Source organism: Rhodanobacter sp. FW510-R10 (assembly GCF_058781105.1).
In genome coordinates, this window is the sequence record NZ_JBYSWL010000001.1 from 1,474,833 (window position 1) to 1,491,336 (window position 16,504).

At 66.9% G+C, this 16,504-nt stretch carries 19 protein-coding genes; 12 read left to right on the top strand and 7 right to left on the bottom strand.

Annotated features, from left to right (window positions below):
• Positions 1 to 35: 35 nt before the first annotated feature.
• From mutY to ftsY, 3 genes are read right to left on the bottom strand one after another with little or no spacing between them, the layout of a single operon-like run.
• On the bottom strand, positions 36 to 1,115 hold the full coding sequence (gene mutY, locus AC3WJB_RS06155; RefSeq protein ID WP_492679725.1) for an A/G-specific adenine glycosylase: 1,080 nt from the start codon (positions 1,113 to 1,115) through the stop codon (positions 36 to 38).
• Complete coding sequence (locus AC3WJB_RS06160) at positions 1,112 to 2,239, bottom strand: AsmA family protein (RefSeq protein WP_492679727.1); 1,128 nt, start codon at positions 2,237 to 2,239, stop codon at positions 1,112 to 1,114. The genes mutY and AC3WJB_RS06160 overlap by 4 nt, the downstream gene beginning before the upstream one ends.
• Positions 2,229 to 3,395: a signal recognition particle-docking protein FtsY gene (ftsY, locus tag AC3WJB_RS06165; protein WP_492679729.1), complete on the bottom strand. Its 1,167-nt coding sequence runs from the start codon at positions 3,393 to 3,395 to the stop codon at positions 2,229 to 2,231. The genes AC3WJB_RS06160 and ftsY overlap by 11 nt, the downstream gene beginning before the upstream one ends.
• An 80-nt stretch (positions 3,396 to 3,475) precedes the next feature.
• Between ftsY and rsmD the strand changes: the two genes are divergently transcribed.
• From rsmD to AC3WJB_RS06185, 4 genes are all read left to right on the top strand, one after another.
• The gene (gene rsmD, locus AC3WJB_RS06170; protein ID WP_492679731.1) at positions 3,476 to 4,045 is read left to right on the top strand and encodes a 16S rRNA (guanine(966)-N(2))-methyltransferase RsmD; all 570 of its coding nucleotides are present in this window, start codon (positions 3,476 to 3,478) and stop codon (positions 4,043 to 4,045) included.
• Between the two features lie 151 nt (positions 4,046 to 4,196).
• Positions 4,197 to 4,736, top strand: coding sequence for a pantetheine-phosphate adenylyltransferase (gene coaD / locus AC3WJB_RS06175; protein ID WP_492679733.1), 540 nt, complete (start codon positions 4,197 to 4,199; stop codon positions 4,734 to 4,736).
• Positions 4,729 to 5,229, top strand: a complete 501-nt coding sequence (locus AC3WJB_RS06180) for a hypothetical protein (RefSeq protein WP_492679735.1) — start codon at positions 4,729 to 4,731, stop codon at positions 5,227 to 5,229. Before coaD ends, AC3WJB_RS06180 begins: the two co-directional genes overlap by 8 nt.
• A gap of 101 nt (positions 5,230 to 5,330) precedes the next feature.
• Positions 5,331 to 6,410: a TMEM43 family protein gene (locus AC3WJB_RS06185; RefSeq protein WP_492679737.1), complete on the top strand. Its 1,080-nt coding sequence runs from the start codon at positions 5,331 to 5,333 to the stop codon at positions 6,408 to 6,410.
• An 89-nt stretch (positions 6,411 to 6,499) separates the two neighbouring features.
• Here AC3WJB_RS06185 and AC3WJB_RS06190 read toward each other — a convergent pair whose 3' ends face one another.
• The 4 genes from AC3WJB_RS06190 to flgA form a co-directional block, all read right to left on the bottom strand.
• Positions 6,500 to 7,783 (bottom strand): EAL and HDOD domain-containing protein, encoded by a 1,284-nt coding sequence (locus tag AC3WJB_RS06190; protein ID WP_492679739.1) that lies wholly within the window; start codon positions 7,781 to 7,783, stop codon positions 6,500 to 6,502.
• Positions 7,784 to 7,842: 59 nt separating this feature from the next.
• Positions 7,843 to 8,286, bottom strand: a complete 444-nt coding sequence (locus AC3WJB_RS06195; RefSeq protein ID WP_492679741.1) for a flagella synthesis protein FlgN — start codon at positions 8,284 to 8,286, stop codon at positions 7,843 to 7,845.
• On the bottom strand, positions 8,283 to 8,606 hold the full coding sequence (gene flgM / locus AC3WJB_RS06200; RefSeq protein ID WP_492679743.1) for a flagellar biosynthesis anti-sigma factor FlgM: 324 nt from the start codon (positions 8,604 to 8,606) through the stop codon (positions 8,283 to 8,285). Before flgM ends, AC3WJB_RS06195 begins: the two co-directional genes overlap by 4 nt.
• A gap of 112 nt (positions 8,607 to 8,718) precedes the next feature.
• A complete protein-coding gene (gene flgA, locus AC3WJB_RS06205) occupies positions 8,719 to 9,441 on the bottom strand; it encodes a flagellar basal body P-ring formation chaperone FlgA (protein ID WP_492679745.1) in 723 nt (240 codons plus the stop codon).
• A 585-nt stretch (positions 9,442 to 10,026) separates the two neighbouring features.
• Between flgA and flgB the strand changes: the two genes are divergently transcribed.
• The 8 genes from flgB (at position 10,027) to AC3WJB_RS06245 (ending at position 16,487) form a co-directional block, all read left to right on the top strand.
• A complete protein-coding gene (flgB, locus tag AC3WJB_RS06210) occupies positions 10,027 to 10,428 on the top strand; it encodes a flagellar basal body rod protein FlgB (protein WP_492679747.1) in 402 nt (133 codons plus the stop codon).
• Positions 10,428 to 10,847, top strand: a complete 420-nt coding sequence (gene flgC / locus AC3WJB_RS06215; RefSeq protein WP_492679749.1) for a flagellar basal body rod protein FlgC — start codon at positions 10,428 to 10,430, stop codon at positions 10,845 to 10,847. The genes flgB and flgC overlap by 1 nt, the downstream gene beginning before the upstream one ends.
• A 43-nt stretch (positions 10,848 to 10,890) precedes the next feature.
• Positions 10,891 to 11,526: a flagellar hook assembly protein FlgD gene (locus AC3WJB_RS06220; protein ID WP_492679751.1), complete on the top strand. Its 636-nt coding sequence runs from the start codon at positions 10,891 to 10,893 to the stop codon at positions 11,524 to 11,526.
• A 49-nt stretch (positions 11,527 to 11,575) separates the two neighbouring features.
• Positions 11,576 to 12,796, top strand: a complete 1,221-nt coding sequence (gene flgE, locus AC3WJB_RS06225; protein ID WP_492679753.1) for a flagellar hook protein FlgE — start codon at positions 11,576 to 11,578, stop codon at positions 12,794 to 12,796.
• A 254-nt stretch (positions 12,797 to 13,050) separates the two neighbouring features.
• The gene (flgF, locus tag AC3WJB_RS06230; RefSeq protein ID WP_492679755.1) at positions 13,051 to 13,791 is read left to right on the top strand and encodes a flagellar basal-body rod protein FlgF; all 741 of its coding nucleotides are present in this window, start codon (positions 13,051 to 13,053) and stop codon (positions 13,789 to 13,791) included.
• A 46-nt stretch (positions 13,792 to 13,837) separates the two neighbouring features.
• A complete protein-coding gene (gene flgG / locus AC3WJB_RS06235) occupies positions 13,838 to 14,623 on the top strand; it encodes a flagellar basal-body rod protein FlgG (protein WP_492679757.1) in 786 nt (261 codons plus the stop codon).
• A gap of 11 nt (positions 14,624 to 14,634) precedes the next feature.
• Positions 14,635 to 15,321, top strand: a complete 687-nt coding sequence (flgH, locus tag AC3WJB_RS06240; protein ID WP_492679759.1) for a flagellar basal body L-ring protein FlgH — start codon at positions 14,635 to 14,637, stop codon at positions 15,319 to 15,321.
• A gap of 71 nt (positions 15,322 to 15,392) precedes the next feature.
• Positions 15,393 to 16,487: a flagellar basal body P-ring protein FlgI gene (locus AC3WJB_RS06245; protein ID WP_492683103.1), complete on the top strand. Its 1,095-nt coding sequence runs from the start codon at positions 15,393 to 15,395 to the stop codon at positions 16,485 to 16,487.
• Positions 16,488 to 16,504: the final 17 nt, after the last annotated feature.

A 16,504-nucleotide genomic window follows, 5' to 3' on the forward strand; every position in this document is an offset into this window, starting at 1 on the left:
CCTCGTGGGGACGCTGGCGCTCGCTACGCCACCGCTCATTTTGCCGCGGTCGCAGCTCCCGCGTCGTTGATGCGCGACAACAGCCGGCGCACCGGCGTGGGCAGGCCCAATTGCTCCAGCGCGTCGGCGGCGCACCAGCGCAGGTCCGGGTGATCGGCGACGCCAGTGCTTGCCACGTTGCAGCGAAACAGCAGCGGCGTGACCTGCAGACGATAGTGGGTGAAGGCATGGGTGAAGCCGGCAAGCAGCTCGTCGCCCGTGACCTGCGCATATTGCCTTGCCCGCGAGCGCGCGGCGTCAGCGGAGTCCGCTTCCGGCAGGCTCCACAGGCCGGACCAGACGCCGTTGGGGCCGCGGCGTTCGAGCAGCACGCGGCCCTGGGCGTCGCGCAGCACCAACATGCAGGTGGCGCGGGTGGGAATGCTGCGGGCCGGGCGACGGGTGGGCAAGGCGGCGGTGAGACCCTCGCAATAGGCCACGCAGGTCGCGGCCAAGGGACACTGCACGCAACGGGGCCGCTCGCGCACACAGATGGTGGCGCCCAGATCCATGATGGCCTGGGTGTAGTCGGCGACGCGCGCCTGCGGGGTGTGCAGGTCCGCGTGGCGCCAGAGTTCCTTCTCGACCGCGACCTCGCCAGGATAGCCGGCTACGCCGTGATGGCGCGCCAGGACGCGCTTGACGTTGCCATCCAGGATGGGCCAGCGCTGCCCGTACGCCTGCGCCAGGATCGCCCCGGCGGTGGAGCGGCCGATGCCAGGCAGCAGAACCAGGGCGGCAAAGTCGGCCGGCAGGTCGCCGCCGTGATCACGCACGCAGATTTGCGCGGCCTGGTGCGCAAAGCGAGCGCGACGGTAGTAACCGAGACCGGACCACAGGGCAAACACCTGGTCCTCGCTGGCCGTGGCCAAAGCGCGCACCGTGGGCAAGGCGGCGACGAAGCGCTCGAAGTAGTCGACCACCGTGCGCACCTGGGTCTGCTGCAGCATCACCTCGGACAGCCAGACCGCGTAGGGGTCACGCCGGCCGGAAGTATCGGTACGCTGCCAGGGCAGGTCCCTGCGCCCGTGCCGATCAAACCAGCGCAGCAGCCGGGCCGCGAACGGATCGGTCATCGCCGGGCCGGCGTTGCGGCTTGCGGTGACTTCGGGGCGCTTGCGGCCGAAGCGGGGCCGGCACTGGCCGAGGCGGCTGGTTCATCGGCGACGGTCGTGATGCTCAGGCCGCGCACGCTCACGCTGCCGGTTTGCAGCTTGTCGATGCGGATGTCGGCGCGGCCTGGCGGCAAGGCAAGCTGCGGGTCGTCGTTGTTGGTGACGCGGCCCCACCAGGCCGCGAACTCCTGGGGTGGCAGCTCGACGTTGGCGTGGTTGCCGGGACCATCGAGTTTCGCCAGCAGCAGCGAGGGCTGCGTGGCGCTGGCCGGTGTGAGCTGTAGTGAAATCCGGTATTGCCCGGCGTCGGCTTCGTCCAGGGTGCCGGCGAGGTTGGCGGCGCTGTGTGCCGCGCCGTTCCAGCGGGCGCTGCCGCCGAGGCTCATGGCCAGACGGGCGCCCTGCTCCAGGTGCAGGGCGATGTCCTGCAGTTCCAGCGTGCCGCCGTCGATGCGCGGGGTGGACGACAGGCGCAGGGTCAGCGGCAGGCCGGACGGCGTGCGCGCGGACAGCTGCAGTGGGAATGGTTGCCCGGATACCAGGTGCCCGGCTTCCAGGTCGAGGTTGCTCAGCAGCAGCGAGTTGCCGCGCACGATGCTGCCGCGGCGGATGCTGACGCCGGTATCGATGCGCGGGATGTCCAGGACCTTGCCGGGCTTGCTCGGCGGCAGTTCGTCCAGCCAGGCCTGCAACGCATCCAGGTCCACGCGTGGCGCCTCGATCTGCAATTGCGAAATCACCGTCGGGCCACCGAACAGGGTGCGCCAGGGCAAAGCCAGGCGGCCGCGCGCGGCGAGGAGGATCGGCGTCGTGGCGCGCTGTGCGTTCAGGGTGATACCGCGCAGCTCCAGCGCCGGGCTGGGAAACAGTGACGGACTGGCGGGTTCGGCCAGGTGCAGCTCCAGGCCGATGTTTTGCGCCTGGGACTGCAGCATGCTGGTGAAGCGTTCGGGTTGCAGCAGCAAATAGACGACGACCACCAAGGTCAGTAGCGCCGCCAGCACGATGCCGCCACAGATCAGCAGTATGAGCCGCAGCCGGCGCGACATGGGCCAGCCGCGGGCGCCCTGCGCGTCAGGGGCCATCGGGCTTGCTGGCGCTCAAGGTCGCCGGCAGCAGGCCGTCGACGAAGGCCTGCGCGGAGAACACCCGCAGGTCGCCGGCCGCCTCACCCAGGCCGACGTAGCGTATCGGCAGGCCGAATTCGCGGGCCAGCGCAAACAACACGCCACCCTTGGCCGTGCCGTCGAGCTTGGTCACCACCAGGCCGGTGACGCCGACGCTGTCGCGAAACTGGCGCACCTGGCGAATCGCGTTCTGGCCGGTGGTGCCATCGACCACCATCAGTACCTCGTGTGGTGCCTCGGGATCGAGTTTCTTCAGCACACGGCCAATCTTGGCCAGCTCGTCCATCAGGCCGCCCTGCGTGTGCAGGCGGCCGGCGGTGTCGGCGACCAGCACGTCGATATGGCGTGCCCGTGCCGCCTGCAGCGCGTCGAAGATGACACTCGCGGCGTCCGCATTCTGGCCGTGGCTGATGACTGGTACGTCGTTGCGCGCGCCCCAGGCCTGCAACTGCTCGACCGCCGCGGCGCGGAACGTATCGCCGGCGGCAAGCAGCACGGCGCGCTGCTCATCGCGCCAGCGCCTGGCCAGCTTGCCGATGGTGGTGGTCTTGCCGGCGCCGTTGACCCCGACCATGAGCACCACGAATGGCTTGCTGGCGGTGATCTGCAACGGCACCTCCACCGCGGCGAGACGTTTGACCAGGGCCGTGCGGAGCGCTCCCAGCAGTGCAGCGGCGTTGGCGAACTCGCGTCGCAGCACGCGCTTGCGCAGGTCTTCGACCAGTTCGGCGCTGACTGCGGCGCCGACGTCGGCGGTGAGCAGGATGGTTTCGAGCTCATCCAGCAGCTCGTCGTCCAGCGGCGGATTGCGCGCGAACAGCGAGGTCAAAGTGCGTGAGAAGCCGCTGCCGGCCAGGCGTTCGCGCCAACTGCGGCGTGCGCCGGCTACGGCGTCGTCGCTGGGCCCGGAAGCGGTGGTCACACCCTGGCCTGGCGCGGCGACAGGTGGGTCTAGGTCGGGAGCGACGAAGCGCTGGCGCTCTTCGGGCACGGGCGCCGGCATCTGGCTCAGCGCCTCGCGCACGCCGGGAATCCCGCTGTCGACTGCGGCAGGATCGGCAGGCAGCTGCTGGGCCGATGCGGGCGGCGCTTTCGCCTTCCAGAACTTGAGCATGGGCAGGGCATTCCGAGACAATGCCGGGATGCTAACACTCCCATCCACACTCCTCGCTGACGCGCCCTGGTGCGCCCGACATGCGCGCTGAGGAGCCCGGTCAGGTGCGCCCCGGCCGTGTGCGCATCGTTGGTGGCAGCCTGCGCAATTCGCGTTTGTCGGTGCCGTCCGTCGATGGCCTCAGGCCGACCCCGGAACGCGTGCGCGAGACCGTATTCAACTGGCTGGCCCCGGTCATTGCCGGGGCGCGCTGCCTGGACTTGTGTGCCGGCACCGGCGCATTGGGAATCGAGGCGTTGTCCCGCGGAGCCGCCGCGGTGAGCTTCGTCGAACGCGACGCGGGCCTGGCGCAGGCATTGCGTGCCAACCTCGCGCGTCTGGGCGTGAGCGGCGAGGTGGTGGTGGCCGATGCGCAGACCTGGCTGCGAGACCCACCACGGGCATATGACGTGGTGTTCCTCGACCCGCCCTTTGCGCTCGACTTGTGGGCGGTGTTGGCCCGGCAGCTTGAGACCGGCGGTTGGCTGGCAGCCGGCGCCAGGATCTACGTGGAATGGCCGGGCGCCGTGCCCCCGGCGTTGCCACCGAGCTGGCGGGTGCACCGCGAGGGCCGTGCCGGCGTGGTGCATTACGCCTTGATGCAAGCCTGAAGGGGCGGGTCCGCCGCGACGCCGCTGGCAGCGGTCAGGGTGCGCAGGTTGGCGCAAAGCGGCGGTGCCGGGCCGCCAGCATCTCCAACAACGCAGCCGCTTCCGTTAAGCTTGACACCGGGGAAGCAATCTTCGTCCTGCGAGCAACACCTTGAGCAACCCGCGCATCGCCGTCTACCCCGGCACTTTCGATCCGATCACCAACGGTCATACGGATCTGGTCACGCGCGCGGCGCCGCTTTTCGACAAGGTGGTGGTGGCGGTGGCCGACAGCTCCAGCAAGGGGCCACACTTCAGCGTGAACGAGCGCATCACCTTGGCGCGGTTGGCGGTTGCCGACCTGCCGAACGTGCAAGTGCACGGTTTCGATTGTCTGTTGGCCACGTTTGTGGAGCAGATCGGGGCCGGCGTGATCCTGCGTGGTTTGCGCGCCGTGTCCGATTTCGAATATGAGTTCCAGCTCGCCAGCATGAATCGCCACTTGATTCCGCAGGCCGAGACCTTGTTTCTTACCCCGGCGGAGCAGTACAGCTTCATTTCGTCTTCCCTGGTGCGCGAGATTGGGCGCCTCGGCGGCGACATTTCCAGCTTTGTGCATCCGGCGGTACAGCAGGCGATGCGTCAACGTTGGCAAAGCGGTCAAATGGGATTCCACAAAAAAACCGAACTGGAAGGTGATCATCATGCGTAAATTCATTCTCCTCGTGGCCCTGGTCCTTGCGACCGGCCTGACCCTGACCGCGTGCAACAAGCAGCCTGCCCAGCCGGCGGCCGATGCCGCACAGGCTGCGCCGGTCAAGCCGACCGACCCGGCTGATACCAAGGGTTGGAACGCCTACCTCGGGCCGATCGTGGTGAAGAACATGGAGGGCATGACCGCCGCCCAGCCGTTTGCCTACATGGTCAAGGCGCCAGTCAATGACGAGGCCAAGGCCGACAACGCGCGCCAGCTCGAAGCGGTGCAGGAAGTCGTGAGCCGCGGTGTCACCGGCGGCAACCTGCTGGCCTTCGCCGGCCCGGACTCGACCACGACGGCCGATCTGCTGATTGCCGCGTTCCAGAGCGCCAAGCCGAACTCGTTCAAGAACGTCATCGTCTTGTTCGTGGGCGACCAGGCTGACGAAGCGCGCGTGGCCGACGTGCTCAAGCCGACTGGAGCGACATTCCGCTTTGTGCAGATGTAACAAGGGTCGGGCCCTGGTCCCGGCCGCATGCTGCACGCCGGCCGGGCCACCCCCGGTGCGCCAACTTCGGCTCCAGTGGGTCCTTCGTTGGATCGATGTCCATGGCTGATTGGCATGTGCTGGTGACTTTGCGCGCCTTGCTGCTGAATGTGCTGGGCGCGGTGCTGATATTTGCCGGTGTGGCCTTGGCGGCGGTGACAGCGCGCGCCGTATTGCAGTTCGACATGGTCTCCGCACTGCATGGCGGGCAAGTGATCGACCTGGGCCAGGATGCGGTCGCGGGCACGGTGCCTTACGGGCACATGGTGCGGGTGGTGGGAATCCCGCGTGTGGCGGAGCCGGCGCGCGATCCGGAGTTCAACCTCAGCGTCGCCACGCCGACCCTGTCGCGGCACGTGGAGATGTTCCAGTGGCACGAGGTGCAACTTGGGGCCAACGTGCAGTACGAGCTGGACTGGGCCGACCATTGGATCGATGACCGCGATTTCCGCGAACCTCAGGGGCATGTCAATCCGCGCGGCTTGCCGCTGCCAGATCAGCGCTTCGAGGCGCCGGTGGTGCAGATCGGCAGCCTGCGATTGTCGCCGGTGATCCGCCGGGCGCTGCCTGGCGCGGCCATGGTGGTGCCGGACCTGGCGGCCTTGCCGGCCAACCTGGCAGCCAGCTTCGTGCGCCAGGGCAACTATCTGCAGACCAGCCAGCGTACCGACGACCCGCAGTTGGGCGACGTGCGGGTGAGCTGGGACGAAGTGCCGCCGCGCCTGATGACAGTCGTGGCGCGCCTGGAGGACGATCAGCTGGTGCCGGCCCAGGGTACGGCGGACGGCCAGGGTTATCAGGTCGCCATCGGTGACGTGCGCGTACACGAGCTGTTTCCGGATCTGCCCACGGCCCCGGATGCGGTGGGCTGGAAGCGCGCCTTGAGCGTGCTGCTGGCGATCTTCGGCGCCTTCACCTTGTTGACTGTGCGCCGTCAGGCCATGGTGGCGGCAAGTCAGTCGGCGCTGCGCCGGCAACGCTGGAGCGACCTGCTGTTGGCGGTCGGCCTCGGCGCGCTGGTCGTGGGCGCGGTGGCCGCCACGGTCTGGGCCGGTCATGAGCTACACAATGCCATGTGGTGGGCCGGGCTGGCCTTGGCGGGCGTGCTGCTTTCGGTTTGGCAATGGCACTACCGCGTGTGAAGAGCGGGGTCAGAGTCCACTTTCGATGCCGGTATTGGCGAGCGCGAGGTCAACGCCTCGAAAGCGCACTCTGACCCCGGTTTTTGATTTCAGTTGGCGGCCACGCGGCTGTTGCCCGCCACGCTGAACACCTGGTCGGCCCACTGCGTGGCTTCCAGGTACACCGTGGCCATGCGCCGGATGCGCTGCGGCGAGGTGTTGCCGCTGTTCAGTGCACCAGCTTCCCAGGCCAGGACCTCCTGCAACAACGGCCTGAACGGACCGCCGCGACCGGTGAGCGCGTCGCTGATGTCCGGGCTCAGGCGCAGCTGGGTCAGCAGGAACTCCATTGGCGCGCACATCAAAGTGTCCAGCAGCGAAAACAGGCCCACGGTGAATGCGGTTTCGCTGGAGCCGCGCGGCATGCTGGCAGCCAGGCCTTCGCACATGTGCGCGCGGATCAGCGCAGCGCGCAGCAATTCCGGCGGCCGGTCGTCCATGGTGCACATGAGCATCGTGTTGATCCAGTTGCGCATGCGCGTGGTGCCGAAGAAGATCGCCGCCTGCTCGATGGATTTCATCTGCCGGGGCAGGGCGAAGTAAGCGGAGTTGACGCAGCTCAGCAGCTTGTAGCTGAGCACGGCGTCGTCGCGTACGATCTTGCCCATTTCCACCGGACCCGGATTACTTTCCTCAAGCAGTGCTATCAGGCGCAGCATGCTCAGGCGGTTGGCCGAGAGCACCGCAGGGACTTCCACCGGCTGCGGAATCAGCAGGTAACGGCCCTGGATCGCCTGCAGCGGCAGCTCGAGGCAACGCTGGTAGGTGGTGTGTTCGTTGACCTGGCCGGCGATGACCCCAAGGCCGCGCGCATGCAGCTGCGAGCTGCGCTCGCGCATGAGCTCCGGCGACAGCCGATCGGCATCCAGGCGCACGAACTGCGCGGTTTGCAGCAAGGCTTCCACGGCCAGGCTGTCGCCCAGCGGTGAATCTCCGGCGTCGATCATGATCTGGCAACCGCGCTGGGCCATCTGCTTGACCAGCTTCATCTGCGCCGGGTCATTGGCGATCTCCGCCTGCATCACCACCCCAAGGCGAGGTTGGTGCAGCAGCACGTCGGAGCCTTCCCGCAGGAGTTCCGAAGGCAGGTTCACGAACGCCCGGTTGCCGCGTGACAGCCGCGTCAGCGCACCATCGGTGATGGTCGAGAGTACGCGCTGCGGCAGGTCTTGCGGTTGCTCGGCCAGGGTTGGAAACAGGATTTCATAGGCGAATAGCTGACGGTTGCCATCCAGCATCGGGGTGCGGAAAACAGGCAATGGCGAGCTGGCCTGAAGGTCATTGGGCAGCGGCTCGAGAACAGGATGGTCAGAGTAACGGTCGGCGATTTTCATTGTTGTGGTCGATGGCATTGCGGATGCACCGTGGCCGGCGTGCGGCACGCGGGGTTTAATCAGGCTCGGGCCAGGGCGTGTGATCCCAGGCTGGGGTGGACGCTGCCGGCCTGGTCATACAGGCGCCCGTCGCCGCCACCCGTGAGGATGGACAAGGCATCGCGCACTTGGCTGAGGTGCCGGTTGACGAGCTTGCCGTTGCGCTGGTTGAGCTGCTGGCAGGCGCGCAGGGCTTGTTCGATCTGCGTCCACTCCGGATCGCGTATCGCGGGGGCCGTGACCTCGGCGCGCAGCAAGTGCCGACGCTCGATATCCAGCGCCTCGAGTCGCCGCAGCAGCGCTTGCTTGCGCGCGCCGGCGCTGTTCAAGGCCGCGGCGTCGCGCTCCTGGGTCGCGTGCCATTCCGCTTCCAGCACCAGGGTGAGTTCGTGCAAGGCCTCGCGCATGTCCGTGGACACGGCGTGCAAGGCATCGCGCAACATCTCTGGCGCCTGCTGGCTCATGCCTTGTCCACGCCGTGCAGCTGCTGCTCCAGCACGAGCATCCGCTCGGCAATGTGCCGGGCGTTGATGGTGTAGGTGCCATCGGCCAGCGCCCTGCGAATCTGCTCGACGCGCTGTTGGTCGATCACTGCACCATCGCCCGGTTGCGCTGCCTGCTGCAGGGCGCGCGCCGAGTCGGTCAGCTTGACCTGGTCGTCTGCCTTGCCGCTGGCTCCGGCGGGGTTGGCTTGCGCCCCGGCGGTCGCGGTCGAGCCATTGCCGATGCTGCCCGCTGCCGGGGTGAACGGCGGTGGGGCGTTGTTTGAAATGCTGGTTGTCATGGGTCTGCTCTCACTGCGTTTTGTGGCCCTGTGCTGGCGTCATCGGCGGCCAGCCCGGAATCTTTAGCCGAGGAGCGGCCAGAGAATCCCGTGGATCGCGGAGTGGACGGGTTCATGGCAGCACGCCAATCTGGCCAGGAGCGAGGACGATGCCGTCGAGGACCTTGCCAGATGCCGTGTTGCGCACGCGCAGGCGGGCGCCATTGTCGCCGCTGCCGAGCGCCACGCCGGCTGCGCGCACCTCGATACCGCCAATCTGGGCCACCATCTGCACCTGGTCGCCGGCACGGACCATGCGCCGACCGCCGAGCGCTGCCGGGGTCAGCACACTATCGGCCGGTATGTTGCGGGCGAGAGCCCGTCCGCCGGCCTGGTCCAGATGGTCGAGGTAGCCGTAGCCAAGGCGGGTGATGTCGCGCTCCTCGCTGCGGACGTCGCTGGCACGTAGGCCATCGCCGCGCAGCAGCGGGCGCGCCGCGACCAGTACCTTGCGGAACACGTGCAATTGCACGGTGACACGGATGTTCCAGCCGCCTTCCGCTGGGCAGCGCACTGTGACCGCGAGTTGCGGGGTGGCCTTGGCGAAGCTGCCCAGTCGTGCCTCCAACGGGAGCGGGCAAGGCGCCAGGTGCAGGTTTGGATTGAGCGCGCGCGCGCTGGCCTCGACGCGGTTGCCGGGCAGCGTGAAGTGCTCGCGCACGGCTTGTTCGGCGGCGGCCTGTGCGCTGGCAGCGGCATCGGGCGCGGTCGCGTCGGCGCCGCTTGCCCAGAGCAATGCCAGCAGCAAGGGCACGACGAGGGTGCGTAGGCGGAATGTCCACGGCCAATCATTCATTGTGCGCCGGGCGCGGGTGCTCCCTGTCGGGATCCTGGCGGCACTTGCCGTCAAATGCCCGACGCGTGTGCGGCTTCCGGCGCGCAAGTCCATCGTCACCCGCTGCACGCGTTGGCGCAGCGAGCGTGGCATGCGGCCTGGTGCATGCCAGCAGCGCGGGCCTGCCGGGGCGGGGCAACGGCCCGCTGTCCAGGCGTGGCTGGCGTGTTGCGGTGGCATGGGCACGTGCGAGGTCATGGCTAATCGTTGGCTCCAGGATTCGTCGTTGCGGCTGGCTTGGCAGTGCATCACCAAGCACCGCGAACCCACTGAAGCAATCCGCATGCCATCTCGCGATCCGCGCAGTCAAGCTTCTTCTCCATGGATCTGCCTGGGGAAAGGCTTGGAGCGAGATGGGCTCCGGCTCTGGGGCCATCAGGCGCATTCACTGGCGGGCGTCAACAAACCGTCCCGGCCAAGCGCGTGTGGCCGCGGCGCAAAGCCGCCAGTCCTCGTCAAGCCAAGCCTGGCACCGGGTTTGAGCCCGTGGCACGCAATTTGCCTCGGTGAGCGTGCGGCGAGACCGCGCGATACGAGGCGAAAGGCATGATCCCCGACAATCTTTTTGGTATCCACACCAAGGCACTGGATGTCTGGCAGCGCCGCAGCGAAGTGCTGGCGAACAACCTGGCCAATGCCGACACCCCGAATTACAAGGCCCGGGACGTGGATTTCTCCAAGGTCCTGGCTGCCGCCAGCGGGGCCGGTAGCGCCAATGGCGTGAGCCTGGCGGCGCCGACTCCCGGCCAGATCGGTCGCGTCAGCGCAGCCCAGGGCGCACTCGAGTACCGCGTCCCCAACCAACCCACGATGGATGGCAACACCGTCGACGAACAGGTGGAGCAGGCCGCCTTTGCCGCCAATGGCGTGCATTACCAGGCCAGCCTGTCCTTCATCACCGCGCAGATCCGCATGTTGCGCACCGCCATCACCGGAGGCCAGGGCTGATGTCCTTGTTCACCATATTCAATGTCGCGGGATCGGGCATGGCGGCACAGTCCGTGCGCCTCAACACCGTAGCCAGCAATCTTGCCAACGCCGACAGCGTGGCCAGCACGCCGGAGGCGGCTTACCGCTCGCGCGAACCCTTGTTTGCCGCCGTCCAGCAGCGCGTGGGCCTGGCCAACCAGGCGCAGGCCGAAGGGGTGCGCGTGGCCGGTGTCACCGAAAGCCAGGCCGCCATTCCGAGCCGCTATGAGCCGGGCAATCCACTCGCCAACGCCGACGGCTACGTCTACTCCAGCAACGTCAATCCAGTCGACGAGCTGGTGAACATGATCTCCGCCTCGCGCTCCTACCAGAACAACGTCGAGGTGATGAATTCCACCCGCCAGCTCCTGCAAAAGACCCTGGACCTCGGCAAGTGAGGAGACCAGCCGTGAGCACTCCGCAACCCATGAGGTATCAAGCATGAACGTGTCAGCTGTCGGCGCCAGCGCGGGACAGGCCGCGGTCGCGGGCGCGCAAAAGACCATCACCCAGTCGGATTTCCTGCAGTTGCTGATGCAGCAGATGCAGAACCAGGATCCCACGCAGCCGATGGACTCCTCGCAAATGGTCACCCAGCTCGCGCAAATCAGCCAGGTGTCGGCGACACAGTCCTTGCAAGGCTCGTTCGATGCATTGTCCAAGGCCTTGCAGGGCAACCAGATGCTCCAGGCCAGCAGCATGGTCGGGCGCAATGTCACCGTGCCTTCGGCTGCCGGGACGCTGGGTGCCAGCGGCATGGATGGCGCCGTGAACGTACCCGATGGCGCAGGCCAGGTGCTGGTGCAGATCACCGACACCGCCGGCAGCGTCGTGCGCACGATCAACCTTGGCACGCCGGGCACCGGCCTGGCGGCCTTCCATTGGGATGGTACCGGCGACGATGGCGCGGCTGCTCCGGCCGGCGTGTATGGGCTCAAGGCCCAGGCCGGCGGTACGGCCATCAGCACGTATGTCAACGGCAAGGTCAACGGCGTCGGCATGACCGGCGACGGTGTGTATCTCGATGTCGCCGGCTTCGGCGGCGCCCTGCTCAGCCAGGTCGCCCAGGTCAACTGACGCAATCCACTACGGGCCCGCGAGGGACTCCACGCAAGAGGAATCATTCATGGCTTTCAACATTGCACTCAGCGGACTCAATGCCGCCTCCAAGGACCTCGAGGTCACCGCCAACAACATCGCGAACACCGGGACCACAGGCTTCAAGGGTTCGCGCGTGGAGTTTGCCGAGCTGTTCAACTCGGCTGGTCCCAACCTGAGTTCCAGCCAGGTCGGCAGCGGCGTGCGCCTCACCAACGTGGCGCAGCAGTTCAAGGCCGGCAACATCGAGACCACCAACAACAGCCTGGATTTCGCGATCAGCGGCGATGGCTTCTTCACGATCCGCGATGCCACGGGCTTCTCCTATACCCGTGCCGGCGCGTTCCGCCAGGACCCAAATGGCTACGTGACCAACGCCAACGGCCAGCGCCTGCAGGTCTATCCGCCGACCAACGGCGGCACGTTCGACACCAGTACCCTGGCCGACCTGCAGCTGGTCACCGCGCAGAACGCAGCGCAAGCCACGAGCAAGGTCGCAATGTCCTTGAACCTGCCCTCGAACGCGACCGCCCCGGCCAATCCGTTCGATCCGGCGGACGCGCTGAGCTACAACCAGTCCACCCCGTTCACCGTGTACGACTCGCTCGGTGCGACGCACACCGGCGTGGTGTACTTCGTGAAGGACGCGGCAGCCAATACCTGGAACGCGAACCTGTACGTGGATGGCGTTTCTGCGGGGGCCGCGCAGCAGATCAGCTTCACCAGCACCGGTGCCCTGGCCACGCCGGCGACCGGCCAACTCGCATTCGCGGCGATGACCGTCAGCCCCGGATCCGATCCCCTGACGCTGACGCTGGACATGACGAAGGCCACGCAGTTCGGCAATGCCTATGCGGCCACCGCGATCAATCCCGACGGCTATCCGACCGGCATCCTCTCCAGCATCGACGTCAACAGCCAAGGCATCGTGCAGGCGAAATTCTCCAACGGCGAGACGACCTCACTGGGGCAGATTGCGCTCGCGCGTTTCGCGAACCAGCAAGGCCTGCGGCAGCTCGACAACACGAACTGGGCGGCATCGTATGACTCCGGCGTCCCGGTCATGGGCGCGGCCGGCACCGGCATGTACGGCGCGGTGCAGTCCGGCGCACTGGAAGCGTCAAACACTGCCGACCTGACGGCCGACCTGGTCAACCTGATCAAGGCGCAGCGCAACTACCAGGCGAACGCGCAGGTGATTTCCGCCGACGACAAGCTGACCCAGACCGTCATGAACATGCGCAATTGAGTTCGCGCGTAGCGCGAACTCATCCCCGCAAAAGCGGGGATCCAGGCAAGAGGAATGAAGCGTAGCGCGAACTCATCCCCGCAAAAGCGGGGATCCAGGCAAGAGGAATGAAGCGTAGCGCGAACTCATCCCCGCAAAAGCGGGGATCCAGGCAAGAGGAATGAAGCGTAGCGCGAACTCATCCCCGCAAAAGCGGGGATCCAGCGACTGGTTGAAGACACGCAGCACCAGGCAATCGACACACCGAGGTAGCCATGGATCGTTCGATGTATGTAGCCATGACCGGCGCCACGCAGACCATGCGGGCGCAGGCCGAAGTGGCCCACAACTTGGCCAATGCCGACACGGTTGGCTTCAAGGCGCAGATGTCCGCGTTCCAACCGCTCACGGTACAGGGACCGGGGCTGGCCACGCGCGTCAATGGCGTCGCGTTCGGCGAGGGCGTCGACCTGCGCCAGGGCGGCCAGATCGACACCGGCCGTCCGCTGGACCTTGCCGTGCAAGGCAACGGCTGGATTGCCGTGCAGGGTGCCGATGGCAGCGAGGGCTACACCCGCGCCGGCGACTTGCGCATGACTGCCGACGGCATGCTCACCGACGCGCGCGGCAACCTCGTATTGGGTGACGGCGGGCCGATCAGCGTGCCGCAAAGCACCCAGGTGTCGATCGGCAGCGACGGCACGATCTCGGCCATCCCGATGGGCCAGACGCCAAACACCGTGTCGGCGGTGGGCCGCATCAAGTTGGTCAATCCGCCGGCCGGACAGCTCAGCATGGGCGCCGATGGCCTGATGCACCTGGCCGGGGGCGCCACGGCAGATGCGGATCCCACGGTGAGCATCAAGTCCGGGGCGCTGGAAACGAGCAACGTCAACCCCTCGAAGATGCTGGTGCAGATGATCGAACTCTCTCGCCAGTACGAATTGCAGGTGCGTGGCCTGAAAGGCGCGGATGAAAACGCGCAGGCTGCCACCAAGCTGCTGCAGGTCACCTGATTCCCATCACCCAACGGACGCCAAGACGTCCCTACGGAGCAAGCCGATGTTTTCCTCATTGTGGGTAGCCAAGACGGGACTCGATGCGCAGCAGACGCGCATGGATGTCATCTCCAACAACCTGGCGAACGCGAACACGACCGGTTTCAAGAGCTCGCGCGCCTCGTTCCAGGATCTGATCTACCAGAACCTGGCCCAACCCGGGGCGCAGACCACCGAGCAGACGCAGTCCCCGTCCGGGCTGATGCTCGGCACCGGCGTGCGCGTGGTCGGCAGCGAGAAACTGTTCACGCAGGGCAACATCGAGCAGACCGGCAACGCGCTGGACGTGGCGATCCAGGGCCGCGGCTTCCTGCAGGTGACGATGCCGGACGGCTCGATCTCGTACACCCGCGATGGCTCGCTGCACCTGGACCAGAACGGCCAGATCGTCACCGCCGATGGCTACGCGCTCAGTCCGACGATTGCCGTGCCGCCCAGCGCGCAAAGCATCACGATCGGCAACGATGGCACGGTCAGCGTCAGCGTCGCCGGCCAGGCGGCGCCACAGCAGGTCGGCACGCTGCAGCTGGCGGACTTCATCAACCCGGCGGGCCTGCAACCCACGGGCAACAACCTTTACGTCGAGACCGCCTCCAGCGGCTCGCCGCAGATTGGCCAGCCGGGCTTGAACGGCCTCGGCACGCTGGCCGCGGGCGCCCTGGAAAGTTCCAACGTCAACGTGGTCGAGCAGATGGTCGACATGATCCAGACGCAGCGCACATATGAAATGAATTCCAAGGCGGTGTCGGCCGCCGATTCGATGCTGCAGTACCTGACCCACAATACGTAAGGACCACGATGATGCGCAACACTCTTCGCCTGGCCGCCCTGCTGGCTGCACTCGCCGTATTTGGCGGCTGTGCGGGCGGGCCGGGTGTGCGCGGCGACGACGCGCAATGGGCGCCGACGCCGCCGCCAGAGCCGGCCCTCCAGGCCGGGGCATCCGACGGCGCGATCTACCACGACACCCAAGGCATGGAGCTCTTCAACGATCCACGCGCGCACCGTGCCGGCGACATCCTCACCGTGGTGCTGGTCGAAAGCACGCAGGCCACGAAGAAGGCGTCCACCACCACGGCCAAGACCGACAAGGCCAACATTGGCGCCCCGACCCTGCTGGGCAGGACCTTGAAGGTCGGCGGCAAGGTGGCGGACATCGGCCTCGATGGCGAGCGCAGCTTCGATGGCAGTGGATCGAGCAGCCAGAGCAACCAGCTCACCGGCCAGATCACGGTCACCGTGGCGCAGCGCTTGTCCAACGGCAACCTGCTGATCCGTGGCGAGAAGTGGCTGACGATCAACCAGGGCCAGGAGCTCGTGCGCATCTCCGGCATCGTCCGCCCGCAGGACATCGGCCAGGACAACACCGTGCCCTCGACGCGTGTCGCCGACGCGCGCATCGGCTACACGGGCCGCGGCACGCTGGCCGATGCGAATACGCGCGGCTGGCTCTCGCGTTTCTTCAATTCCAAGTGGATGCCATTCTGATGAACACCGTGTTCTTGCCTTTTGTGGGAGCCCGCACCCGGTTCGCGGGCGGGCTTTGGCGCGAGCTCGGCATGGCGCTGGTGGTGGTCCTGGCGCTGCTCGTCGCCTGGCCGGCGCACGCTGACAAGGTGCGTGACCTGGTGCAGGTGGGCGGAGTGCGCAGCAATCAGTTGATCGGCTACGGCCTGGTGGTCGGCCTGGACGGCAGCGGCGACCAGACCACGCAGGCGCCGTTCACCACGCAAAGCCTGGAAAACATGCTGCAGCAGTTCGGCATTACCGTGCCGCCAAACGCACGGCCGCAGTTGAAAAACGCCGCCGCCGTCGTGGTTACGGCCGACCTGCCGCCGTTCGCCAAGCCTGGCCAGACGATTGACGTGACCGTGGCCTCGATCGGCAATGCCAAGAGCATCCGTGGCGGTCAGTTGCTGATGACGCCGCTGAAAGGCGCCGACGGCAACGTCTACGCGATGGCGCAAGGCAGCGTGGTGGTGGGCGGCGTGAGCGCGCAAGGCAAGAGCGGCTCCAGTGTGCAGGTGAATATTTCTGCCAGCGGCCGCATTCCCGAGGGCGCCTCGGTGGAGCGCACCGTACCTTCGTCATTTGCCTCCAGCGGCGGCGACTTGATGCTCAACCTCAACACTGCCGACTTCACGACGGCCGGGCGTATCGCCACGGCGATCAACAATGCCTACGGCGCCGGCACCGCACGCGCGGTCGACGGCGGCTCGGTGTCCGTGCGCGGCCCGCAGGATCCGGCGCAGAAAGTAGCCTGGCTTGGCGCGATCCAGAACATCGACGTGCAGCCTGGGGATGCGCCGGCGCGAGTGGTGGTCAATTCGCGCACCGGTACGGTGGTGATTGGTTCGGACGTGCGCGTCACTGCCGCGGCGGTGGCGCATGGCGCAATCCAGGTCACGATCAGCGAGCAGCCGATGGTCAGCCAGCCGGCGCCGTTCAGCCGCGGCCAGACTGCGGTGGTGCCGAGCAGCAGCGTGCAAATCAGTGAGGACGGCGCGCACATGTTCAAGTTCGGGCCGGGCGTGAGCCTGGATTCCATCGTACGCGCCGTGAACCAGGTCGGCGCGACTCCGAGCGACCTGATCTCGATCCTGCAGGCGCTGAAACAGGCCGGCGCGCTGCACGCGCAACTGGTCGTGATCTGAACCCGAGTCCGCCGCCC